The sequence below is a fragment of the Psychrobacter sp. S1-30-MNA-CIBAN-0213 genome, assembly GCF_040309845.1.
Taxonomy (GTDB): Bacteria; Pseudomonadota; Gammaproteobacteria; order Pseudomonadales; family Moraxellaceae; genus Psychrobacter.
This window is the reverse complement of sequence record NZ_JBEOPE010000006.1, coordinates 163542-187638: the sequence shown is the minus strand read 5'-3', so window position 1 is coordinate 187638 and position 24097 is coordinate 163542. Positions and strand designations below refer to the sequence as shown.

The following is a 24097-nucleotide window of genomic DNA, read 5'->3' as shown; positions in this document are numbered from 1 at the left end:
TGTCAGTGGATAATAAGATCAAATTTAATCATTGATATCATATTAAGTGGCATTTGGTATGATTACAAGTTTTCTAAACCCCAAACTTTAGTTATTAATCCTATCCAACAAAAAGCTATCTTATTTCAAGCATTTAGCAGACCATAAAAAAGGTGAGCTACAAATATGCAACTCACCTTTTTGTTAAATACAAATTGATATTAACTATTATCCAAGTAATTTGTTAAATTAAGTGTGCTTTTAACTCCAAGACTTTATCTCTTGTCTTCGCTGCATCCTCAAACTTCAAATCACGCGAGAACTGTTTCATAAGCTTCTCAAGACGATTGATTTCTTTGGCAAGCAAATCAGGACTGCGCAAGATACTGATATCGACATCCGGCAGATGACTCTTGATTGGAATCACCTCATTATCATTGGCATTGAGATCATCGCCAGTATCAATTTTATCTGTGATACTCCGGCGCGCGCCTTTTGGCGTGATATTATGTTCAAGGTTAAAAGCGACCTGCTTTTCACGGCGACGATCCGTTTCTTCAATCGCTTTTTGCATACTGTTGGTGACACGGTCAGCATAGAGAATAGCCTTACCATTGATATGACGCGCGGCACGACCAATAGTCTGAATCAAAGCACGCTCAGAACGCAAGAAGCCCTCTTTATCCGCATCAAATATCGCCACCAATGACACCTCGGGCATATCCAAACCTTCACGTAGCAAGTTAATGCCGACCAGCACATCATGCACGCCAGTACGTAGTTCATGAATAATCTGCATACGTTCGACCGTATCGATGTCAGAATGCAAATACGCGACTTTGACATCGTATTCTTTGAGATAGCTGGTCAAATCCTCTGACATGCGCTTGGTTAAGGTAGTGATAAGTACACGCTCGTCTTTTTCACGGCGTTTGGTAATCTCCGACAGCACATCATCGACCTGCGTGAGCACGGGACGAATCTCAATCTCTGGATCAATCAGACCCGTTGGACGTACGACTTGCTCGACTACTTGCTCACTGTGTTCTAACTCATACAAGGCTGGCGTGGCGCTCACATAGATAGTTTTGGGCTTGATGCGCTCCCACTCTTCAAATTTCATCGGGCGGTTATTCATCGCACTTGGTAGGCGGAAACCGTAATTGACCAAGTTCTCTTTACGCGATCTATCGCCTTTATACATCGCGCCAATTTGCGAAACGGTCACGTGCGACTCATCGAGGAACAGTAACGCATCCTCTGGAATATAATCAAACAAGGTAGGCGGCGCCTCCCCTGATGGGCGTCCAGAGAGATGCTGTGAGTAGTTCTCGATGCCGTTACAGTAGCCGAGCTGTTGAATCATCTCAAGATCATACTGTGTGCGCTCTTTAAGACGCTGCGCTTCAATCAGCTTATTATTATCGCGGAAATACTCTAAACGTGGCTCAAGCTCCGCGCGAATAGTATGACTGGCCGCTTCTAGTTTATTACGCGGGGTCACATAATGCGATTTTGGATAAATAGTAATGCGTGGCACCTTGCGTACCGTCTTACCAGTCAGTGGATCAAACCATGTAATTTTCTCGACTTCATTATCAAATAGATGCACACGCACAGCCAGCTGCTCAGATTCAGCTGGATAGATGTCTAATAACTCCCCGCGCAATCGATAAGTACCACGCCCGAAGTCCAGCTCGTTACGGGTATATTGCATCTCAACCAAACGCTTAATGGTCGCAGTACGATCTATTTTGTCGCCGACGACGATATGCAGTAGCATTTTCAAGTAACTTTCTGGATCACCTAAACCATAGATACACGATACCGAGGCGACAATAATCGCATCACGGCGCTCTAATAATGCCCGCGTTGCTGACAAGCGCATTTGGTCAATATGATCGTTAATAGCACTGTCTTTTTCGATAAAGGTATCGCTGGCGGCGACATAAGCTTCGGGCTGATAATAGTCATAATAGCTGACAAAGTACTCAACCGCATTATTCGGAAAGAACGCTTTAAACTCACCATATAGCTGTGCAGCTAGGGTCTTGTTATGCGCCATGATAATGGTTGGACGCTGAGTTTCAGAGATTACCTTGGCCATAGTGAAAGTCTTACCAGAACCAGTAACACCAAGCAACAACTGCTCATCCATGCCAGAATTAATACCTTTGACTAATTTTTCAATCGCCTGCGGCTGATCCCCTGCTGGCTCAAAGTCCGTAACCATCTCAAAGGCACGACTTGATATTTGCGTCCCTGACGCATTGACACCACTAATTTCAGCTTCGCCTTGGAGCTGAGTGGCCAATTGGTTTAACTGACGCGACGAGCGCGGTTCAGGCATTCGCATAATGGCTTTCTTCCTGATATCTATAAAAGGTTATAAGAGGTAAGGTTTAAAACAATATGGGGGTCAAACTACTCTTTTTAAAGGATAATTGCAGGTTTTATCGCTAGGATTGACTGACGGCTAATCTAGTGATTAAGACGTAAAAATATACAATAAAGAGGTTGGATATTCAGGTATATTTTATCGATAGAGCATCTTAATTATCAAACATAACGAACCAAGGAATATACTATGAAAGGCAACTATTTGTGCGGCAATATAACGATTGAAGTAGAAGACATCAATACTTTTGAGGCATGCCATTGCGGAATGTGTCGGCGCTGGGGCAGCGGACCTTTGATGGCGGTACATAGTCAATCAAAGCCTAATATTAAAGGTCAGGAATCGATAACTGTATATCAATCATCTGAGTGGGCTGAGCGTGCATTTTGTAATAAATGTGGCACTAATCTGTATTACCATCAACTTGGTTCTGAGGTTTATGTATTGTCACTAGGACTATTCCAAGAACATGCCAACCTTAACTTTGCTAGCCAAATATTTATCGATAAAAAACCTGAATATTACGAATTTGCTAACGTTACTGAAAATCTTACTCAGCAACGACTGTTCGATAAATTTGATGAGAAAGGCATCACCACGGCCAAAAAGTAATCATCATACGCATTAAATCCATGTTGAATAGCCTTATATTTTCTTCTAGCGTTACAAAGCTTTTCACGATTAACAAAGTCATTACACGACCACTTAATAAAGCCTAACGCTTAAGGGTTCAATCATCGATTTAAGCTGTTATTATCATTAATGAATTAACGAGCAACACCCAAGCAGAATGTTAGTCAGGATTTCATACTGATTGTAAAAGCTAATGCATCATTTCTGCTTAAGAAATATATTAATAAAGAACTATTAATCATAGAATTTCTAGACTCAATAAAATAACTCTAACTAATGGAGCAAGATATGAGAGAACGTTACGCAAGTGGTATAAACGACGACACTGCTAAAAAAATGGTCGATCTACTAAACGCTAATCTAGCCAACTTAATCGATTTAAGTATGGACAGTAAACAGTGTCATTGGAATCTACAAGGTACTGGCTTTATCGGTGTACATCAGTTATTAGATGACACTTATGGTCGTTTGACTGAGGCTTTTGACACTGTCGCTGAACGTATTGTTATCCTTGGCGGTAAAGCCAATGGTATCTCTAAGCGTGTGGTTGAGGACTCTATCTTGGAAACTTATCCAACTGACATTACTGAAGTTGATCAACATGTTCGTGAGCTGACCAATCGCTATAAGACAATTGCAGCATCATTGCGTGAAGCGATCGATACCGCTGGAGATGCTGGTGATGAAGATACCGCTGATCTATTAACTGAAATTAGCCGTATCGTTGACAAAGATGCTTGGTTCATCGGTGCAAACGCGCCAAAATCATAAATTTTTTATAAACTTAGCTAACTAATAGCTTTGATATATAAAAATTTGATACATAAAAGCTAGTATAAAACTGAATATGAATGCAAAAAGGTCACCGTAATTGGTGACCTTTTTTTGCCTGTCGTTTAAAACTTAAATACTCACTCAGTAATACTTATTCAGCGTTTTAAAAGTTACTAGAATGTCAGCTTTGATAATTGCTATCTACCAGTTTGACAGAAATATCAGACAGCCTCACTACTTTCTAGACTCAAAATTTCGGCATTGGGCACGGAGAGTGTCAGAATAGCCTCTTGAAATAACGGATCTGCACGGAACTGGTTTTCAATATCTTCGAATTTTTGTGCGATTTTTTCTTCTTTTTGATTGCCGGCAATATCTACTGCCGCTACCATAAATATCTTTTTGGGTCCGACCCACTCTAAATGCAGATACGAGACACTATCGATATCAGGATGATTGAGCAGCTCGACTAACGCATAATTGTGTATGCTATCTGTTACCTTATATCCGACTAAAAAATCACGATTACGGCTGATTAGAAAGATGGCTACTACTCCTAATAGTAGGCCAACAATGATGGAGCCAAGTGCATCCCAAAACGGCTGCCCAGTATAAGCATGCATACCCATTGCCGCAGCAGCGATAACCAAGCCAATAACAGCTGCCAAATCTTCAAAGAATACACCACGTAAAGTTGGGTTTGAAGTATTAACAACATAACCAATGGCGCTAACATTAATCGCTTTACCATGTTTTTTGCTTTGTAAGTAAGCTTGTATTAACGAAAAACCTTCAAGTACAAAAGCTACCGCTAATACAATAAAGCCAATGGTGTAGTTAGTTTCACTCTCAGCAGCATTCCATTCGGTGATACCTGTATAAATAGAAACGATGGAACCTGCCATAAAAACGCCAAAAGCGGCAATCATTGACCAAACATAGGACTCTTTACCGTAGCCTAACGGATGACTTTCATCAGCAGGTTTAATCGCCTTTTTTTCTGCGACAATTAATAAGGTGCCGTTACCCGCATCTGCCCAAGAGTGCGCTGACTCCGCTATCATAGAGGCAGAGCCAGTCATAAATGCAGCCACTGTTTTTGCAATAGCAATGATAAGGTTTGCCCCGACTGCAATCAGTACCGTAACTAATGACCCAGAATGTTGATCGTCGTTATTAGATGCAAAGTTAGAGGCTTTATCAGGAGCAGAACTAGAATTGGACTCTTCAGTGGGATTACCAGCACCGCGAGCACGATGACTGCGCGGCGCTGACTGGCTATTAATATGGCCATGTAGATTGGTTTTCGAGGGCTTCAAACTCATAATAGTCTCAATAAAATAATGAATGTTTAATTACTATATTTACTATATGGTTTACGGCAGTTACCTTGCTGTTTAGAACAACAGATACTTTGCTATTTAAAATAAAAGCGAGCCCAGTCTGAGATATGGCCTAGCCTAAGATAAAATAATCAGTCGCTTTTTTTAGCATTATCATTAGTGGCACTGGCTGAATTTCCAATCATTTCATCGATATCACAGCTAGGACGTTGTGAGCTATTCATGCGCAGATTTTTACGCTCCAAACCTGCGTCAAAGCGGCATTGCTGCATGGCATTTTTAATATCAAGCGGTGGAATAGGTGTCGGTTTACCGTTATCATCGATAGCGACCATGGTGAAATAGCAGCTATTGGTATGGCGAATGGTACGCGCGCGCACATCTTCTGCTTCAACGCGAATACCAATTTCCATCGAAGTTGTGCCCACATAATTGACACTCGCGGCAAAGGTGACCAGCTCACCAACATAGATGGGCTCACGGAACATCACTTGATCGACGGACAGCGTCACCACATAACTACCGCTATAACGACTGGCACAAGCATAAGCGACCTGATCAAGCATTTTAAGCAAATCACCACCATGTACATTACCAATGAAGTTTGCCATATCAGGCGTCATTAGCACCGACATATAGAGCTCATGGTTTAATGGGGCTTTTTTGGCCGTTGAAGTGGTGTTTAATTGTGGCATAGTTTTCCCAGTTCGCTATTATCAGTTAAAGGTGGCGTGCATAATTGGCAATAGTGTAACGCAAACCAGCTGTTTTATGACAGCTTTATGATAGTGTCCGGTCGGTCAGCATCAGCGGTTAATCAATATTTCGAGCTACTCATCACTGTCAATTTAACTAGCTCAGCCAGTGAAAACGATAAGCCAGCCATGCCACAATAGCACTGACAGAACCTGTTAATAACCCGCCCCATACGAAGTCCACTAAGGCAGTATCTAACGTAAAGCCTTTATATAACGCAAGATTGGTAAAGTCATAAGTACCGTAAGCCATTAGTCCTATTAACCCGCCCAGTAAAAAAATATGACCGATCGAAGCACCTGCTTTAATTTGTGGGTAAAGAATCAATATGCAGAGAGCTAATAGATAAAACATGTAAAACACGCCAGCCGCGACCATATTTGGCTCATCAGCGAGTAAGTGTCCGATACGCTTTTCATAGAATAAGCCTGTCATAGTCTTAAGCCAGACCGCGTCGATACCTAAAAATATGACAACCGCAGCAAGGTAGATAAATACATAACCCATGATAATATCCTTTTATGATGGTAACTAAGCATGAGACACGCTTGCAGCACTGCTTATTATTACGCTAATTATACCTAAGCTGACACCAGGGCTGCTGGCGAATCAGAAAAATGCAGCGAATCGATATTGTCCTTCTTAACTGCTGTTACCTGTACTACTCCAATCGTACGCTCCAAAAAGCCGCCTTCACAGTAGCAGAAATAAAATTCCCACAAACGAATAAATGCCTCGTCGTAACCGAGCGCTTTAATCTCTTCACGTTGCGCCATAAAAGCAGTACGCCAATCGCGCAATGTATAAGCATAATCAAAGCCGTAATCATGCAATTGCTTAATGACCATATCTGTCTGTTCGGTAAATTGAGTATTTAGCTCTTGGTTGGATAACAAACAACCACCAGGGAAAATATGTGTCTGGATAAAGTCGACCGATTCTAGATAATCTTCATAATCTTGATCATTAAAGGTGATGGCTTGGAGCACCATCAGTCCTGTAGGCTTGAGTAAGCTATTACATTTAGCAAAGAACGTTGGCAGATATTCATGACCAACTGCCTCTATCATCTCAATACTTACTAGCTTGTCGTAATTCCCTGTCAGCTCACGATAATCTTGTTTAAGCAGGGTGATTTTATCAGACAGTCCTGCCGCCTCGACTCGGCGATGCGCCTCCTGATACTGAGCGTCAGAGATGGTCGTCGTCGTTACCTGACAGCCATAATGTTTGGCCGCGTAAATCGCAAAACCGCCCCAGCCTGTGCCGATTTCAATGACATGATCATCAGCCGTCAATTGCAAGCGCTGACAGATCAGTGCCAGCTTATGCTGCTGTGCCTCTGCAAGCGTTGTATCAGGTGTCATGTATACCGCTGATGAGTACATCATAGTCGGGTCTAAAAAGCGCTCGTACATGGCATTACCCAAATCATAATGCGCTAGAATATTAGATTTGGAGCCAGCCTGATCGTTACCGCGCAGTTGATGCTTGGCTTTCTCTAAGGTTTTACTTAGACCTGCAAAGCGATTTTCCAAACTGTTCAGCACTGCTAAATTGCGTGCAGCCAGCCGTATTAAACCAGTCAAATCATCAGTATCCCACTCACCCTCAATATAGCTATCGGCAAGTGCAATAGAGCCGCCAAATAATAATCGACGATAGACATTACTGTCATGAATTGTCAGAGTAACGTCTAATGAGTGACGACCCACTGCTGAGCTGCTTATTGCGCTGGACTGCTTGCTACCGAAGCTGTTTGTCTTCAGTGCTCGCTCGTCAAAATCCTCTATTAAAGTGATGCTACCGAATTGAAGGTAGCTAAGCGCACGGAATATTGCCTTTCTAGTCAAGTAATTTACACTTTTATTAACTGGCTTTAAGACCACACTATCATTAATTGTTTGACTCAAACGCGCAGTGATTTTATCTATTTTTGATGTAGGTGTACGGTCGGTTGGGCGTGCTGGCATCGTGCTGGTGTCCTTTTATATTATATTTTTAAAGTATAAATTTTTTGTTAGGATTGACGGTCACTTTTACTAAGAGATATCTGTAGAATCTTTGACGTGCTGCTGACTATCAGCCAGCTTTTCATCGTAATTGATATAAGGAACCTTTTTAATAGCGTAGAGCTTGAAAGCATGCCAATAAATACGTGTCAGCGACGTAAAATTCATTAACGGATTTTTCCGCAGACTGTCACGAATTGTCATCTGTGTCATCGGTATACCGGACATCTTGACCCCTGTTTTTAATACTTCACCACGCGCGTCACTTATGTTGATAGCGATGCGAACTTGCAAGCAATTATCTGACTGTTTTTTTACCTTTATCTGCCAGCGATACAGCTGATCTATCGGGTTAAATGGTGAAACATGAAAGTCTTTATCGTGGCAAAACTCGGTGTCAGTACCGTCTAATAAAAACCCATAATAGTGACGTTTGTCCCATGGTGTGTTGGAAACCTCTGCGAGCAGATGCGTAGGTATTTGCTCCTTATCGAAACCCAAGTAAAAATTTACTGGACTAAAATATAGTCCAACATTGCGGCAGACTACCATGCCCATCATCTCACCTGCCGGAGCACTACCTGCATGCTCAATGAACGCTTTTTTTAAGCGCTGTTCGAGAGTTTCAGCACTATTTAAACCATTCTTCTTGTCGTTATCAGCATCATCGTCATCTACACTTGGATGTAAATAATCATCTGCACAGAACTGCTGCAATGCTTTTTTTTTCGCTGAAAATAGCAGTAAGCCTTTTATACCGATACGCTTATTTAACATTGATTTGGCTAAGGCTAATGTGCTCACTTCCGGTAATAACTCTCCCGCTGCTAGCGCACTGATATTGACACCCCAATAACGATACGGATAAGCAAATTTGTGCACGCTGGGTAGCAACCGACTATGCCACGTTGTCCCTTGAAACAACTGATGCAGCAACATATTAGAGACTTGTGGTAACTCATGAATTGGCATGGTGTCAGACGGATGGGCTGAGGTAGTCATAATGTGCTCTTATATAATGATATTATTGCACTGCTATGCATTTTTAGCTTTGCGACGGCCGAATAAGCCTCGTTTTTTCTTATTATTAAATGCTTGTACAGCTGGTTGTAAAGTTGCGATATAGTCCACCAGCTCTTGATTGGTAGTAGCCGTCATTACGTGACGTTTTTTGAGTTTTCGTGCTTGCTTATCTGCCTTTACTGGCAAGTCTCTATAACGAAATGGCGTGTGCGTGCTATCACTATCGGGTAGGTGATTTGGATCGGCTTCATCTTTAATATCAATCGTACTACCCAATGCCTGACAGACACGCAGGCCACTACGTACGCCATCTTCATGAAAGCCATTGAACCAATATGCTCCGCAAAAATGCGTATGTAGACCACTTCCCGATATACGCGACCACTGAGCTTGTGCAGCAATCATCCCGTTATCAAATACTGGATGGCTGTAATCAATGCTCTTAATGACTTGTGCTGGATCAATGTCTTTATTGAGTGTGACTAGATAATTATGCTGCTTGGTCAAACGCTGCAAGATATTCATATGATAAGTCAATACTGGCTTCGCAGATGCTTGTTGTTCGCGTTCACCAGTCTTATCCTGAGCTTTATCTTTACTGTCAATCAAGTAATTCCAACTGGCCCATGCTAGTGATTTCTTTGGCAATACTTCGGTATCGGTATGCAGCACCGCCGTATTATTAGTAAACTGAAATTGTCCCAGTACTTCACTCTCATCAGGACTGGCATCTTTCAGTAATTTCAGCGCCGTATCTGCATGACAAGCAAAGATAACGTCATCAAAGGTTAACTGTTGCACATCATTATTAGTATTTTTATTGATGATGGTTAACGTCACTTTATTGTCATGCCGAGTGACCGATTGCACCGGACTATTGACTCGCACAGTACCGCCGATTTTAACAAAGCGCGTCACTAACTTATTAACATACTGCTTAGAGCCACCTTTGATGGTGAACCATTGCGGACGATTAACCACATCGAGCAAGCCATGGTTATCAAAAAACTGGGCAAAGAATACCAATGGCGTATCTTGTACTTTTTCTAGACTGGTTGACCAGATTGCTGACACCATCGGCAACAGATAATTATCGGCAAACAAAGCGCCATAACGCTTACTTACCAGATAGCTACCTAGGGTTTGCTCAGTAAAACCCCTAACGTCCTGCCCTTGTGCGCGCGCTGTCTCATAGTCTTGACGCAATTGACGGATATGTTTATTGAACTGCAAAATATCAGTCATAAACGCCCAGAACTTAGGATTAAGAACATTTTTGCGCTGCGATAGTAAGGTGTTAAGCGTATGACCATTATATTCAAAGTTGCGAGCGGTATTTTTCACTGAAAAGCTCATATCCGTTGCTTGAAACGGTACTTGCAAATCATGCAATAAACGAAAAAAGTTAGGGTAAGTACGCTCGTTAAAGACGATAAAACCCGTATCTATTGTGCTACTTTCTACTTTAGTGCCCTTCGCCTTTTTGCCATATTGCAGTGTCACATCGATCGTATTTACGTGCCCGCCAATATAATCGCTGGCTTCAAACACTGTTACCTCATGGAGCTTAGCCAAATAATGGGCACAAGCTAATCCTGCTATTCCAGAACCGATAATAGCGACACTTTTTGTTGCTTGGTCATTGTCTGCTTGAGTATTGACTGTTTGGCTAGCTTGTACTGGTTGTTGCTTTACAGTTTTTGGTTGATCAGATGCACGCTGACGGCGAAAAAATGGCATAAAACTTTCCTTGGTGTTCTATTTAATAAGACATTACTTAGCTTGATAATGAGTCGCTTAGCTCACTATTTTTTATTCATTTTTTCACTGACTTGCTGCCATACCGTATCCGGCAATGCGCCTAACGTCTTTAACGATAGCGTTAGTCTTCTGGGAAATTCAATGACCTCATCGCCATCTTTGATACCTTGACGAATAGCAAAACTTGCTTGCTCAGGCGTCTGTATAAACGGCATTGGAAAGTCATTTTGCTGCGTCATTGGCGTTTTTACAAAACCTGGTACCACTAAACTAACATCGACATGGTGCGGTGCTAGACTAATTTGCAAGGTTTTCATTAAGTAATGAATCGCAGCTTTCGAGCTACCGTAAGCTTCCGCACGGGCAAATGGTACATAAGCCGAAGCAGAACCAAGGCCGACTAAACGTCCTTTTGAGGCAATGAGTTTGGGCAACACGCCTTCGATAGCATGTGATAGCGTACCCATATTGACCGACATGACTTTCATAAAGACGCTACTATCAAAATTAGGCATATCTAAATATTCACACATACCTGCGCCACAAATCGCTAAATCAATTTGATTTACTTTGTCAAAGGCCTCGATGACCTTCTCGCGATCCATCAGATCTAAATCAATCGGTGTTGCGCCTAGGTCTTTTAGCTCTGCTAATGCCTTGTCATCACGCCCAACCGCGTACACTTCATGACCATCTTGTAAGTAGTCCTTTGCCAATTGATAGCCAATACCAGAGGTTGCACCAGTGATTAAAATATGTAGTTTTCTAGGAGAGTCCGTCATCGTAAGATCCTTTTTTGAGTGGTCTTTTTTCAGTAGTTCTTTGAAGTAGCTTGTTAAATACCGAAATTTTTATAAATTCAAAAATATGAATATGTTAAGAGATAATACTAGGTATCTCTGTTAGCAATAATCTTATCGAAACTTCTAATTCATTTAATAAAACTAAATAATAGGCAGTTAAATAATTATAGTATAAGGACTGATAATTACTGTTGTAACTTCGCAAGATGTTTCTTATAAATGTTGTTGTTTAGAACCAACTTTCTTTCTTACACTAGCCACAGCAATGCCCTATTGCCAATTAAGACAGCGCAATATCAGCATGCTACAATGCCAAGAATGAACTTATTAAAGTTAATATAAAGGCCTTCATGGATTTATATTCAACCCAGCCTTCCAGTTTTTACCCCGTACTAACGATAACTAATAACGCTATATAATTAGCCTTGATTACCCAACTTTTACTCCCCGCTAAAAAGGAGCTCTCATGAGCGAATTGCAACTGTCTGACCGCGTCAACAACATTAAACCATCACCTACCCTAGCTATTACTAATAAAGCCAAAGAGCTAAAAGCGTCTGGTAAAGACATCATTGGTTTGGGCGCAGGCGAGCCTGACTTTGATACCCCAGAACACGTAAAACAAGCAGCAATTCAAGCGATTAACGAAGGTTTTACTAAGTACACCGCTGTCGATGGCACCCCAGAGCTTAAAAAAGCCATTATTGAGAAGTTCAAGCGTGATAATGACCTCAGCTATGAGCCTAATGAGATTTTGGTATCGGTCGGTGGCAAGCAGTCATTCTTTAACCTTGCGCAAGCTTTTATCAATCCAGGTGATGAAGTCATCATTCCAGCACCGTACTGGGTCAGCTATCCTGACATGGTTATCATCGCTGAAGGTGTGCCAGTCATCGTGAAATGTCCAGCTGAGCAAGACTTTAAAATCACTGCCGAACAGTTAGAAGCGGCCATTACTGACAAAACCAAATTGTTGGTGCTGAATAGTCCATCTAACCCAACAGGCATGATTTATACCTTAGATGAGCTAAAAGCCATCGCTGAAGTGCTCAAAAAGCATCCACAAGTTTATGTGGCTTCTGATGATATGTACGAGCATATTCGCTGGACAGGTGATAAGTTCTACAACATCTTAAATGCCGCACCTGAGCTAAAAGAGCGTGCGATTATTTTAAATGGCGTATCAAAAGCGTATGCGATGACTGGTTGGCGTATTGGTTATGCAGGTGGCCCTGCTAAATTAATCGGCGCAATGAAAAAAGTGCAATCACAATCAACCTCATGCCCAGCATCGATCAGTCAAGTCGCTGCCGAAGCGGCTATCAGCGGTGACCAAAGCGTATTGACGCCTATGGTCGAAGCTTTCGAGCAGCGTTGTGACCTCGTCGTCGATGGCTTAAATGCGATTAAAGGCATCACTTGTCTACGTCCTGATGGCGCATTCTATGTCTATCCTAATATCGTGCCATTGATTAAAGCGGCTGGTCTCTCGTCTTGTACTGAATTCTCAGAATGGTTATTGGAGAAAGTCGGTGTAGCAGTCGTCCCTGGTGATGCATTTGGTCTTGGTGGCTACATGCGTATCTCATATGCCACTGATGAAGCTACTTTAAAAGATGCCCTATCACGTATTGAAAAAGCGGTTGCAGACCTTGATATTACTGAGTAAGTTTTAAACTAAAAAAGACGCCTATGATATCTATCTTAGGTGTCTTTTTTCATATATTTCTTAAATTTTTCAACTTCAAAAATACGCTTATAACGGGATTTGTAAGCACAGAAAAATATAATTTTTGTAGAAAATGCGAAAAAAGCTTGACGTATCTTTTATTTTTGCTAGAATACGCCCCACTTAGCAAGAACTCGTTAGAGCCTTCTAAGTCTCGTTGTAAGAAGTTAAACACTTACAGCTTATTCTCCAATAGCTCAGTTGGTAGAGCAACGGACTGTTAATCCGTGTGTCCCTGGTTCGAGCCCAGGTTGGAGAGCCAAATTTTAGTAGTAAACTACTTTGAATTATTATTAATTCAATTATGGCATTTGCCAAAACCCTCGTCGATTTGATGAGGGTTTTTTTATGGGTGCTATATGCGCAACTCTACGATTAACCTTAGATAGTTAGCCCTAAATAATTTGACTAGAAAAAACTTAATCAAAAACAATCGCAGCTTGGCTATTACTCAAGTTTTTACCTGCATTAACCATCTTATCTGTCTTTGCTTAAATCAAACTCTTACTTCCAACCAAAATAGCTTGAAAAAACGACAAATAATGGTCAAATATGCAGCACAATTAGTACTAAACATCGTTAAATCAAAAATTATCATCAATAACTGATGATTAGTGATTTATTTGGTTGACAGGCTACAGCTACTTGGCTAAAATGTGCCCCACATAACGCAAACGAGCTTAGTGCTTGCTATGTCAGACACGTTCAGCAGGTTTGCCGTTATCACAGCTTATTCCCCAATAGCTCAGTTGGTAGAGCAACGGACTGTTAATCCGTGTGTCCCTGGTTCGAGCCCAGGTTGGGGAGCCATATATTGAAAAGCCTTCATCTACTATTGATGAAGGCTTTTTTATGGTTATTGTTTTTGCCTCTGTAGTGTTCTTTGCAGTGGTTTTGTTGTATGGTAAGCAGTATTGATAACTGTTAATTTATAACGGCCATCTAAAATATTTATAAGTAACTACTCTGAGCGTCAATTGCAGATGAATAGCTACTATCATTCTTGTTCTTTGTTTTTAGTCACTAAAAGTAATGGTTTATTATGATACCTGTACGCATAAAAAATAAGTTCTCTGATCATCCGCAAAAAATCATGCGCCCGATCAGTATTCGCCTCTCTGAGGAGATGATTGAGCTGCTAGAGGCAACTTCATCGGAGCTTGGATTTAAACGCATTCAAGGGCTGATTCGTTTGTACATTCGCCAAGGGCTTGACCGTGATCATCAAGACTATACCTTAGCACATGATGAAGTTTTTATTGAGACCTTGCGTAAGCGCGGTGTCAGCCAACGTATCATTGATGAAGCAATTGTGGTCACTCACAATAATAACATCACGCATCCGTTGACTGAATTACAAAATAACGACTAGATCTGGCCTACGTACTGGATTAGTTATTGGTACTAATGTTCTAAGAGATAGATAAAAAAAGCTAGCAGCTAGGTTGCCTAAACGCACTTATCTGCTAGCTTTTTTTATGGTTGTATCTTGCGTACCTTATTTTCAACAACCTACTTTATTATTTACCTTACTACTTTTCGCAACTATTCTTTATCCCTAGTCTATCTCTACTCTATTGTTAATCGTATAAATCCTTCTTTTTTATTATATAAAGCTTCTCTTTCTATCCTATAAAACTTTAATGTTAAGCATAATTTAACATAATAGCCAACGATGACTCATAATACTACTCATCAAAATACGGTATATTGCAATTGAAGTGAGTTGCAGTAAGGCCGATTCAATCCTAATAGGCAAAATAGATTTAACCCTGCCACTATATAATAATTAGAGAGTCTATTAGAAAACAACAAGGAGGTAGATGATGGTAAATTTTTTGAAGAAACGATTGGTAGCGAGCACGCACGCTTTGGCACATCGCTCTAATACCTCGCATAAAATTCGTGCTCAATACTCTTACCAGCGCATGAGCACAACTGCATTGCTTGTCTTGTGCCTAGGAGCATTACCTTTACTAAGTGGCTGTTCAAAGCCGCCGACTGATCCCAGTAAGCAGACCATACCAACTAACTCTGATCAATGGCAAACAAAGCTAGGAGATACCTTTGAGCAGTTACCTGAGGGTGATAGACAGCTGCTTAGCCGCTATATGCTACGAATGAAGCTTAGCGGTGCTTACGAGTCTGGAGCGATGCCACGCATAACGATTAAGCAAGCCCTAGTACAACAACGCGAGTACGAGCGCCTGCATCCTAACAATCCAACTGGTAAAAAAAGCCCTGTTGTTATAAATCAACAGAAAGGCGCTATTCATGCCTTAACTTATCCTGTCGCCCTACTACCAGTCAAGACCAGCGATAGCGATAGCTTAAATCAGGTGAAGCTACAGTTTATGCTGTCTAATCATGGCACAGTGGCTATTAAGAGCTTTCAAGGAACACTGCTAATGAAAGACGCAAAGCTGACAAAAGGCAAAAAATTTAATGTGCCGTTAACGCAGTTCAAATCGCCAATCGAGCCGGAGCAATCTGGCAAAATAATCATTGAGAGTAGTATTGAGGATATCAATGTCATGCGTGCGATTAGAAATGCACAAGATGTGACAATAGAAATTAGTGAAGGTACGCTAACTCTGACGGATGGACAGAATATTAAGTTTGTAAACGCGCTTGCGAAGTAGACTGTTTAATTCATATTAAGGCTAATTAAATGTTTTACTGCTAGATATACTGTAAGTTATTTGGCTTATAATTCTATAAAAAATAGCCATAAAAAAAGCCCCAATCAGTTATTGATTGGGGCTTTTTGAATTTGGCGGAGACGGAGAGATTCGAACTCTCGAAGGGCTATGAACCCTTGTCGGTTTTCAAGACCGGTGCATTCAACCGCTCTGCCACGTCTCCATTTGTGCATCATTATAGCGATATGAAATGAGAATGCAAGCGCATATTTCAAAAAACTTGAATTATTTTACTGCTGGACGTTTTTTACTTATTTCTTGCTTACTAGAAGCTAGGTGCAAACACATATCAAGAAGCCTATTGGCATAACCCCACTCATTATCATACCAAGCAAAAACCTTATATTGATTACCTATTTGCATAAGCTGCTGACCATCAATGATGAGTGACTCAGGCTGATGAATAAAGTCACTTGATACTAGAGGTTCATCGGTATAGGCCATAATATCGAGCAAATGCGCTTGGCTGGCAGATTTAAGCACTTCTCGCATGTTATCCACGCTAACATCTGGCGCATTAAATACAAAGGTCACATCAATCGCTGCAACATCAATGGTTGGTACTCGAATAGAATGACCATTAATCTTCCCTACCATTGCTGGCAACACGCGTTCCGTGGCTGCGATACTACTAGAAGTCGTAGGAATAATATTATAGCCAGAAGCACGCGCTCGTCTTGGGTCTCGGTGAGCCTGATCAAGTACTGTCTGATCAGCGGTGACCGAATGTATCTCTGTCATCATCGCCGACTCTACACCAAATGCTTTATCAAGCGTATCAATCAGCGGTACTAATGCCTGCGTAGTACAAGAGACGCTAGAAATAATCGGTAGCTTGCACGTTAGCGACTCAGTATTTACGCCCATGACAATACAAGCGTCGACATCATCAAAGGGCGCAGCTCCAATAATAACTTGTTGTGCCCCAGCTTCGATATGCAAATGTGCTTGCTCATAAGAGCGAAAATGTCCCGTACACTCTAAGACCACATCGATTCCAAGCGTCTGCCATGGTAGCTGCTTAGGATCTGGCTCTGAGAGCATGCGTATACAGTAAGTATGATTGTTTTTAGTTAAGCATAGCTGAGTTTCACTATATTCGTCGGCCAAGCCTTCTACTATGTCCGCACTAACGCCAAGACGGCTCAATCGACCATGAGTGCTATCAAACTTTAATAGGTGCAATAAAATATCGGGGGATGCCAAGTCGTTAATAGCCACTACATGAATCGCTCGTCCAAGCACCTCAAAACGCTCTAGCAGTGCGCGCAGTACATTACGCCCTATACGTCCAAAACCATTAATAGCGACTCTTAGTGGCTGCGTGTGCTCGCTGGTAGGATGAAACACCGCTGCTACTGCAGGATCTGACGTGAGTCGATAGTTGGCACTAGAAAAATCAGGCATAACAAGGTATCGCTATAAAAGTAGGGGATAATATAGGGAGCAAGATTGCAAGCCTACGGTGTAATAAAAATCAGCGCCAAACGAATAGTATTGTAATCGACACTTTGTTTAAGACTCTCGTAAATAGGCTTGATTTTCACACTACCATTATCGTTAAAATCATTCGGATTATTGGCGACTTTAATCGCCACATAGGCATTACCTACTGCCATCATTACTTCGTCGTCAGGACGCAGATGATCACAGGCAAGGCTTGGGTCTTGGCGTTTAAGATCACTAATGTGGCGCATAATCGTTGACTGCGCAAGCTCACGCGTCTGCGCGATATCAGCGATGGATAAGCTTTCTTCTAAGAGCAGCCGCGTCGCTAGCAGCGTACTATCTGATTTATCAGAGACTTGATTGCCTAATTTTTGTTTCTTGTCTTGTTGCGCCTGTTGTTGCTCACGGCGCTTTTTTTGCAGACTTATATACGCGTCAATGACTGACTGACTCAGTGTACCGCCTGCTTTCAAAACAAACTTCTCATGCGCCTGCTTCATGCTTTCTTCATCAAGCATTGCATAGTTGGCATCAGCTTCATCGGACAGCACTAAAAAGCGTTTGTCGGCCCCGCGTGCCAGTGGATCAAGTTGCAAGCTCATATCATTCATACCCAGCAGCTGCAAACCCGCCAGCGACTTAAGCCGTGATAACGCCACATAACCTTGTCCCAGCTCAAAAGTACGTGACAAGTCAATTTCCGCAGCATCAAGGGTCATGCCTTGCGACTTATGAATGGTAATCGCCCAAGCTAAGCATAATGGTACTTGCAAATAACTTGCTAGCACGTCTCCAGTCTCATCTTCGATTATCCACTCTTCAGGCTCAGCGATGACTTCACGTCCTGAATTAAGTCTAACCACTGGCATTTTCTGCGTCGTTAGCTTTTTAGCTTTGGGCTTTTCTTTATCTTTGCTTTTGTTTTTGGCAGTATCTGTATCACTGTCCGTACTGCCGTCTTCTTCAATTAAAGGGTCACTATTGTCTTTGCTGTCATCGACCTTTACTGCCGCAAAGCCTATCAACTCACCCATCGTGCCATTAGAGACGCCAAGCTCGGTATTGTTTTTGATAAACATCACTTTTGCGCCAACTTTGAGAATGAGCTCATCTTGAGTACGCACCGTCTTTTTGAGTGTCTCAACCAGTTTACTATCGCCAGTCACCGTGGACTCAAAACGCATCATCTCGCCATCTAACGCAGCCAGCTCTTTATCATTGATTTTATTGACGTTGAGATTGTGCGTGTACAGACGTGTACGCTTGATATCGACGTTTTGATCATAGGTGGCTTCTAAGGCAGCAATCGCTTCAAAAGTGACTTCTTGGCGACGGATTTGGTTAAGAATATCGTCTAAATCAAGCCCGCCATTAGCGGCCTCGCTCACTTGCCGATGTTGCTCAGACAGATAGCAAATATGAAACTTGGCATCAAGCCAAGCCTCCGACATAAAAGCGAACTTCTCACGGTTACTCTCGCCCTTACTGCCAATTGGCGGTAGCTGAAAAAAGTCTCCAGCGACAACGACCTGAATACCACCAAATGCCTTGTCATTTTTGCGCACATGCTTAAGCACTTGGCTGACCAAATTGATCTGCTTGGCATGCAACATCGATATCTCATCAATAATTAGAACAGCAGTGTCTTTCAACCTGTCCGCTAAAAATTGTTTGCGTGATAAATTGGTTAAATCACGATCAGTTAGCTCATCTTTAATACCGATGCCCGACCAGCTATGAATAGTTGTGCCGTTCATGTGTGTGGCCGCGATACCGGTACTTGCAGTGACAGCGACTGGCACACGGCGCGCACGCAAATAATTGATATACTGATTGAGAGTATAAGTCTTACCTGAACCTGCTGAGCCTGTCAAAAATACATTTTGACCTGTTTTTAAGATATCAAGAGCAGAAGATTGACGCATATATCCAAACCAATTAAGTTAATAGTAATAAGAAAAAAGTAGAAGAGAACAAAGTCGCCCTCTATGCATTGATAGTCGAAGCAGTTAAAAATTGGTACAAGGCAATTCAGCGCAAATAGTACATTGGATAAATCAAGCAAGATGAGCGCCTTAAAATTGTACAAATGCTTTGACTGTAGCAGCTTAGAGTATTTGGCAACAATTATAACAGCTGCACCAACTTTGCGAACTACTTTAACTCAATCATCTTATATAACTTAAAGTTATGCGATGCGAAATATATCATTATAAAAAGTCATTATAACTCTGTGTCAAAGCTCAGTACGATAGGGTGAGTAGTTAATCAGGAAGATTGGCTATTAAACACGTAAGCATATATTTTTTATAGCTTTTTATAAAATAATAAATAAACTTTCATGTGATCTATCTCAAACAATACAACAAGGAGTCGTTAATGTTATACGCCTATCCCAATACTGAAAACAGTCCTGTCCAATTCCGCGAAAAATATGACAATTTTATCAACGGTGAGTGGGTTGCACCAGCTGATGGTGAATACTTTGATAATACAAGTCCTATCGATGGTAAGTCTATCTGCCAAGTCGCACGCTCAAAAGAAGCGGATGTCGAAGCTGCGCTAGATGCCGCTCATGCCGCCAAAGATGCGTGGGGCAAAACCAGTGTTACTGAACGCTCTAATATGTTGCTCAAACTTGCCGACGGTATCGAGGCCAATTTAGAGGCAATCGCTATCGCCGAGAGCTATGAAAACGGTAAACCTGTACGTGAAACCCTCGCCGCTGATATTCCAATCGCCATCGACCATTTGCGTTACTTTGCTGGCGTTATCCGCGCACAAGAAGGCGGCATCAGCCAAATTGATGAAGATACAGTCGCTTATCATTTTCATGAACCACTTGGCGTCGTCGGTCAAATCATTCCTTGGAACTTCCCTATTCTAATGGCAATCTGGAAAATTGCCCCTGCTCTTGCAGCGGGTAACTGTGTCGTCCTCAAGCCAGCCGAGCAAACCCCTGCTTCTGTTTTATATATGCTTGACTTAATAGGTGCAGCGGACATTCTGCCTAAAGGCGTACTGAATGTCATTAACGGCTTTGGTGTTGAAGCTGGTAAACCAATCGCTTCTAACCCACGTATTGATAAAGTGTCCTTTACTGGTGAGACCACCACTGGTCGCCTCATTATGCAATATGCCAGTGAAAATATCATTCCGGTGACTCTAGAGCTGGGTGGAAAAAGTCCAAACATCTTCTTTGCCGATATCATGGATGAAGATGATGACTTCTTAGACAAGGCAGTTGAAGGTTTGGTCATGTTTGCGCTAAACCAAGGCGAAGTCTGTACTTGCCCATCACGCGCCCTCGTGCACGAAAGCATCTATGATGAATTTATGAAGCGTTGTATCGCGCGCGTTAAAGCCATCAAAATGGGCAATCCACTCGATACTGATACTATGATCGGTGCTCAAGCCAGCTCAGATCAGTTAGAAAAAATCCTATCTTATCTCGATATTGGTAAAAAAGAAGGCGCGAAAGTCCTTGTCGGTGGTGAACTCGCCAAACATGATGGTGAAATGGCAAACGGTTATTATGTACAACCAACCATTTTTGAAGGCACCAATGATATGCGCGTGTTCCAAGAAGAAATCTTTGGTCCTGTGCTTGCCGTTACTACCTTTAAAGACGATGAAGAAGCGATGGCGCTCGCCAATGATACCTTATACGGTCTTGGTGCTGGCGTATGGACGCGTAACGGCACTCGCGCTTATCGTTTCGGTCGTGGCATTAAAGCCGGTCGCGTTTGGACGAATTGTTATCACCTCTATCCTGCGCATTCAGCGTTTGGCGGTTATAAGCAGTCTGGTATCGGCCGTGAAAACCATCTAATGATGCTAGATCATTATCAACAAACCAAAAACATGCTGGTATCTTATAGTCCTAAAGCGATGGGCTTCTTTTAAATCTACCTCTCAAAGCACTTTATGGCAAAAACCGTAAAGTGCGAACTTAATGCTCGCTGAGTATTTTAAAGTAAAGAACGATGATAAGGAGTTGCAACGTGAGTAATAAAATGAAAGCTGCTGTTTTACATGAGTTCGGACAACCTTTACAAATTGAAGAAGTGGACATTCCGACCCCCGGTGCTGGTCAAATCGTTGTAAAAATGCAAGCATCAGGTGTCTGTCATACCGATTTGCATGCGGTTGAAGGAGATTGGCCAGTCAAACCAAGCCCACCATTTATCCCCGGACACGAAGGCGTAGGCCTTATAACCGCCGTTGGCGAAAACGTACATCATGTCAAAGAAGGCGACCGAGTCGGTGTGCCTTGGCTCTACTCTGCCTGTGGTCACTGTACCCATTGTTTGGGCGGCTGGGAGACTTTATGTCTACGTCAAAAAAACTCTGGCTACTCAGTAAACGGCAGTTTTGCAGAATATGTTCTAGCAGATGCCAACTATGTGGGCATCATTCCTGAGGGCGTTGACTCTGTTGAGATTGCACCAGTTTTATGTGCAGGTGTCACGGTGTATAAAGGTCTTAAAATGACCGACACCAAGCCAGGCGATTGGGTTGTCATTTCAGGTATCGGCGGACTTGGTCACATGGCGGTACAGTACGCCATTGCCATGGGCTTGAATGTTGCCGCTGTGGATATTGATGATGAGAAGCTTGAGTTTGCCAAAAAACTGGGTGCGACCGTCACTGTTAATGCCAAAAACACCGACCCTGGTGAGTATCTACAAAAAGAGATCGGTGGCGCTCATGGAGTGCTCGTGACTGCCGTATCCTCTAAGGCATTTGATCAAGCTTTAACCATGTTACGACGCGGTGGTACTTTGGTTTGTAATGGTCTGCCTACTGGTGATTTTCCTGTATCTATCTTTGACACAGTTCTGAACGGTATTACTATTCGCGGTTCAATCGTGGGTACACGTCTTGACTTGCAAGAATCGCTAGAGATGGCAGCAGAAGGCAAGGTGAAAGCAACCGTTGCCGCTGAGCCGCTTGAGAATATCAATGATATTCTTGAACGTATGCGCCAAGGTAAAATCGAGGGTCGCATTGTGATTGACTACTCCATGTAGCCATTTCAATTTTTTGAGACATTTTGATGTTTTTGAAACTGTCTCAGTGATTGGCACTTTTCGTCATAAACAACAGGTCGTATCCCTTCAACCATGCGTTACTAGCAATTTGAGTTGAAGTGATACGACCTTTTTATTCTCAGATGTCAGTTATTAATAATTTTTTAATAATGAGTTATTTACAGTATAAGTTAGCAGTACCCTTAGTCTATTCATAGCCTTTATGTAGGGGAATAACATGACAAGCACGCCTAACGATCAAAAGAGCGCGGTCTCTGGCAGCACTCAAGCTGAAAAAGATTATTTCGCCAAACGTCAACTTAAAGAAGGTGCGGTTGGTTGGGTTTTATTAATAGGTCTTGGCGTCGCCTATGTGATCTCCGGAGACTTTGCTGGTTGGAACTTTGGCCTAGCACAAGGTGGTTGGGGCGGTATGTTCGTCGCCTTAATAGCCGTAGCTCTCATGTATCTATGTATGTGTTTATCAATGTCAGAGATGTCCACCATGTTGCCTACAGCAGGCGGCGGATATAGTTTCGCCCGTACCGCTTTTGGTCCTTTGGGAGGGTATTTAACTGGTACTGCGATTTTGATTGAATATGCTATCGCACCAGCCGCTATCGCAGTGTTCATTGGCTCATACTGCGAGTCATTGTTCGGTATCGGAGGCTGGATCGTATATTTGACATGCTATATCGTCTTTATAGCTATTCACTTAAAAGGCGCAGGCGAAGCATTAAAGATTATGTTTGGCATTACCGCTGTTGCCTGTATTGCCCTGGTCGTATTTATTGTGTCGATGTTTCCGCATTTTGATAGTAAAAATTTATTTGATATTGCCGTCGGTACACAAGCGGGAGCAAGTCCGTTTCTACCCTTTGGGTATATCGGGATTTGGGCTGCCGTTCCTTATGCAATTTGGTTCTTTTTAGCGGTTGAAGGTGTGCCTCTAGCGGCTGAAGAAGCTAAAGATCCTGCTAAGTCACTGCCGCGCGGATTAATCGGCTCTATGCTAATTTTAGCGTCATTCGCATTGCTTATTTTATTCTTAGGACCAGGTGCTGCTGGTGCAGATACCTTAAAGGATTCAGGTGCGCCTTTGGTTGATGCCTTAGTTGCCGTATATGGTGAAAATACGTGGTTGGCCAGTTTTGTAAACTTCGTTGGTCTCGCAGGTCTTATCGCGAGCTTCTTCTCCATCATCTATGCTTACTCTCGGCAGATTTTCGCCTTGTCTCGTGCAGGTTATTTACCCAAAAAACTGTCACTCACTAACAGCAATAAAGCCCCTTACTTGGCACTTATTGTTCCTGGTATTATAGGTTTTCTCTTATCACTTACTGGTGAAGGAGACCTTCTCATTCTCATGGCGGTATTCGGTGCGACTATCTCTTATGTATTAATGATGGCCTCTCATATTAAATTGCGTTTATCGCGTCCTGACTTGCCTCGCCCTTATAAAACACCGGGTGGCATCATGACTTCAGGTATAGCCCTTGTGCTAGCTTTTCTTGCCGTCATCGCAGGGCTAATGGTAGATCCCAAAGTTTGGTTTATGGCAGCGGGGATTTATATCGTATTTATTCTTTATTTTGTCATATTTAGCCGTCACCACTTAGTGAGTGGCACACCAGAAGAAGAGTTCGCTGAAATTAGAGCCGCGTCCGATGATTTGAGTTAATAATGCTTATAGAGCTTGTAT

18 protein-coding genes and 3 tRNA genes are annotated in these 24097 nt (G+C 42.2%); 10 read left to right on the top strand and 11 right to left on the bottom strand.

All coding sequences use genetic code 11. The annotated features are described in order from the left end of the window. Positions 1-223: 223 nt before the first annotated feature. Positions 224-2335 carry an excinuclease ABC subunit UvrB gene (gene uvrB, locus AAEY87_RS08215; protein WP_350656743.1) on the bottom strand — a complete coding sequence of 704 codons (2112 nt, stop codon included), beginning with the start codon at positions 2333-2335 and terminating at the stop codon, positions 224-226. A 231-nt stretch (positions 2336-2566) separates the two neighbouring features. Between uvrB and AAEY87_RS08210 the strand changes: the two genes are divergently transcribed. Together AAEY87_RS08210 and dps are read left to right on the top strand one after the other, a co-directional pair. Further along, complete coding sequence (locus AAEY87_RS08210) at positions 2567-2989, top strand: GFA family protein (protein WP_350656742.1); 423 nt, start codon at positions 2567-2569, stop codon at positions 2987-2989. Between the two features lie 309 nt (positions 2990-3298). Then, a complete protein-coding gene (gene dps / locus AAEY87_RS08205; protein WP_068036726.1) occupies positions 3299-3781 on the top strand; it encodes a DNA starvation/stationary phase protection protein Dps in 483 nt (160 codons plus the stop codon). Between the two features lie 224 nt (positions 3782-4005). On the opposite strand, the gene AAEY87_RS08200 is transcribed toward dps, so the two are convergent. The 7 genes from AAEY87_RS08200 to AAEY87_RS08170 form a co-directional block, all read right to left on the bottom strand. Continuing rightward, positions 4006-5109: a cation diffusion facilitator family transporter gene (locus tag AAEY87_RS08200; RefSeq protein ID WP_068328571.1), complete on the bottom strand. Its 1104-nt coding sequence runs from the start codon at positions 5107-5109 to the stop codon at positions 4006-4008. A gap of 149 nt (positions 5110-5258) precedes the next feature. Beyond that, positions 5259-5822 carry an acyl-CoA thioesterase gene (locus AAEY87_RS08195; RefSeq protein ID WP_068328573.1) on the bottom strand — a complete coding sequence of 188 codons (564 nt, stop codon included), beginning with the start codon at positions 5820-5822 and terminating at the stop codon, positions 5259-5261. A 157-nt stretch (positions 5823-5979) separates the two neighbouring features. Next, positions 5980-6390, bottom strand: a complete 411-nt coding sequence (locus tag AAEY87_RS08190) for a DUF2177 family protein (RefSeq protein ID WP_068036731.1) — start codon at positions 6388-6390, stop codon at positions 5980-5982. Between the two features lie 74 nt (positions 6391-6464). Further along, a complete protein-coding gene (locus AAEY87_RS08185; protein WP_350656740.1) occupies positions 6465-7856 on the bottom strand; it encodes a class I SAM-dependent methyltransferase in 1392 nt (463 codons plus the stop codon). Positions 7857-7925: 69 nt separating this feature from the next. Continuing rightward, on the bottom strand, positions 7926-8897 hold the full coding sequence (locus AAEY87_RS08180; protein ID WP_350656738.1) for a DUF1365 domain-containing protein: 972 nt from the start codon (positions 8895-8897) through the stop codon (positions 7926-7928). 33 nt (positions 8898-8930) lie between these two features. Beyond that, the gene (locus AAEY87_RS08175; protein ID WP_350656737.1) at positions 8931-10658 is read right to left on the bottom strand and encodes an NAD(P)/FAD-dependent oxidoreductase; all 1728 of its coding nucleotides are present in this window, start codon (positions 10656-10658) and stop codon (positions 8931-8933) included. A gap of 65 nt (positions 10659-10723) precedes the next feature. Continuing rightward, positions 10724-11461 carry an SDR family NAD(P)-dependent oxidoreductase gene (locus AAEY87_RS08170; protein WP_068036739.1) on the bottom strand — a complete coding sequence of 246 codons (738 nt, stop codon included), beginning with the start codon at positions 11459-11461 and terminating at the stop codon, positions 10724-10726. Between the two features lie 487 nt (positions 11462-11948). Between AAEY87_RS08170 and AAEY87_RS08165 the strand changes: the two genes are divergently transcribed. From AAEY87_RS08165 to AAEY87_RS08145, 5 genes are all read left to right on the top strand, one after another. Continuing rightward, on the top strand, positions 11949-13151 hold the full coding sequence (locus AAEY87_RS08165) for a pyridoxal phosphate-dependent aminotransferase (RefSeq protein WP_350656736.1): 1203 nt from the start codon (positions 11949-11951) through the stop codon (positions 13149-13151). Between the two features lie 246 nt (positions 13152-13397). Then, positions 13398-13473 (top strand) — tRNA-Asn (locus AAEY87_RS08160). 472 nt (positions 13474-13945) lie between these two features. Then, positions 13946-14021 (top strand) — tRNA-Asn (locus AAEY87_RS08155). Between the two features lie 232 nt (positions 14022-14253). After that, on the top strand, positions 14254-14583 hold the full coding sequence (locus AAEY87_RS08150; RefSeq protein ID WP_068036744.1) for a CopG family transcriptional regulator: 330 nt from the start codon (positions 14254-14256) through the stop codon (positions 14581-14583). A gap of 454 nt (positions 14584-15037) precedes the next feature. Further along, positions 15038-15853, top strand: a complete 816-nt coding sequence (locus AAEY87_RS08145; protein WP_350656735.1) for a hypothetical protein — start codon at positions 15038-15040, stop codon at positions 15851-15853. Positions 15854-15985: 132 nt separating this feature from the next. Here AAEY87_RS08145 and AAEY87_RS08140 read toward each other — a convergent pair. From AAEY87_RS08140 to AAEY87_RS08130, 3 genes are all read right to left on the bottom strand, one after another. After that, a tRNA-Ser gene (locus AAEY87_RS08140) sits at positions 15986-16076 on the bottom strand. Positions 16077-16138: 62 nt separating this feature from the next. Further along, positions 16139-17320, bottom strand: coding sequence for a type I glyceraldehyde-3-phosphate dehydrogenase (locus AAEY87_RS08135; RefSeq protein ID WP_350656734.1), 1182 nt, complete (start codon positions 17318-17320; stop codon positions 16139-16141). Positions 17321-17373: 53 nt separating this feature from the next. Further along, complete coding sequence (locus AAEY87_RS08130; protein WP_350656733.1) at positions 17374-19287, bottom strand: DEAD/DEAH box helicase; 1914 nt, start codon at positions 19285-19287, stop codon at positions 17374-17376. Positions 19288-19741: 454 nt separating this feature from the next. Between AAEY87_RS08130 and exaC the strand changes: the two genes are divergently transcribed. The 3 genes from exaC to eat all read left to right on the top strand — a co-directional run bounded on the left by exaC (position 19742) and on the right by eat (position 24076). Next, on the top strand, positions 19742-21268 hold the full coding sequence (gene exaC, locus AAEY87_RS08125; protein WP_068036757.1) for an acetaldehyde dehydrogenase ExaC: 1527 nt from the start codon (positions 19742-19744) through the stop codon (positions 21266-21268). 98 nt (positions 21269-21366) lie between these two features. Then, a complete protein-coding gene (adhP, locus tag AAEY87_RS08120; protein WP_203226470.1) occupies positions 21367-22395 on the top strand; it encodes an alcohol dehydrogenase AdhP in 1029 nt (342 codons plus the stop codon). 238 nt (positions 22396-22633) lie between these two features. After that, entirely contained in the window at positions 22634-24076 is a 1443-nt protein-coding gene (eat, locus tag AAEY87_RS08115) for an ethanolamine permease (RefSeq protein WP_350656730.1), read from the top strand. The last annotated feature ends 21 nt before the right edge of the window (positions 24077-24097 follow it).

What these genes read in the sequence shown, in the direction of transcription:
- dps (WP_068036726.1), top strand. Translation starts at nt 3,299, where the DNA reads ATGAGAGAACGTTACGCAAGTGGTATAAACGACGACACTGCTAAAAAA.
- eat (WP_350656730.1), top strand. Translation starts at nt 22,634, where the DNA reads ATGACAAGCACGCCTAACGATCAAAAGAGCGCGGTCTCTGGCAGCACT.
- AAEY87_RS08150 (WP_068036744.1), top strand. Translation starts at nt 14,254, where the DNA reads ATGATACCTGTACGCATAAAAAATAAGTTCTCTGATCATCCGCAAAAA.
- AAEY87_RS08130 (WP_350656733.1), bottom strand. Translation starts at nt 19,287, where the DNA reads ATGCGTCAATCTTCTGCTCTTGATATCTTAAAAACAGGTCAAAATGTA.
- AAEY87_RS08210 (WP_350656742.1), top strand. Translation starts at nt 2,567, where the DNA reads ATGAAAGGCAACTATTTGTGCGGCAATATAACGATTGAAGTAGAAGAC.
- AAEY87_RS08185 (WP_350656740.1), bottom strand. Translation starts at nt 7,856, where the DNA reads ATGCCAGCACGCCCAACCGACCGTACACCTACATCAAAAATAGATAAA.
- uvrB (WP_350656743.1), bottom strand. Translation starts at nt 2,335, where the DNA reads ATGCGAATGCCTGAACCGCGCTCGTCGCGTCAGTTAAACCAATTGGCC.
- AAEY87_RS08135 (WP_350656734.1), bottom strand. Translation starts at nt 17,320, where the DNA reads ATGCCTGATTTTTCTAGTGCCAACTATCGACTCACGTCAGATCCTGCA.
- AAEY87_RS08170 (WP_068036739.1), bottom strand. Translation starts at nt 11,461, where the DNA reads ATGACGGACTCTCCTAGAAAACTACATATTTTAATCACTGGTGCAACC.
- AAEY87_RS08190 (WP_068036731.1), bottom strand. Translation starts at nt 6,390, where the DNA reads ATGGGTTATGTATTTATCTACCTTGCTGCGGTTGTCATATTTTTAGGT.
- AAEY87_RS08145 (WP_350656735.1), top strand. Translation starts at nt 15,038, where the DNA reads ATGGTAAATTTTTTGAAGAAACGATTGGTAGCGAGCACGCACGCTTTG.
- AAEY87_RS08165 (WP_350656736.1), top strand. Translation starts at nt 11,949, where the DNA reads ATGAGCGAATTGCAACTGTCTGACCGCGTCAACAACATTAAACCATCA.
- AAEY87_RS08175 (WP_350656737.1), bottom strand. Translation starts at nt 10,658, where the DNA reads ATGCCATTTTTTCGCCGTCAGCGTGCATCTGATCAACCAAAAACTGTA.
- AAEY87_RS08195 (WP_068328573.1), bottom strand. Translation starts at nt 5,822, where the DNA reads ATGCCACAATTAAACACCACTTCAACGGCCAAAAAAGCCCCATTAAAC.
- AAEY87_RS08180 (WP_350656738.1), bottom strand. Translation starts at nt 8,897, where the DNA reads ATGACTACCTCAGCCCATCCGTCTGACACCATGCCAATTCATGAGTTA.
- exaC (WP_068036757.1), top strand. Translation starts at nt 19,742, where the DNA reads ATGTTATACGCCTATCCCAATACTGAAAACAGTCCTGTCCAATTCCGC.
- AAEY87_RS08200 (WP_068328571.1), bottom strand. Translation starts at nt 5,109, where the DNA reads ATGAGTTTGAAGCCCTCGAAAACCAATCTACATGGCCATATTAATAGC.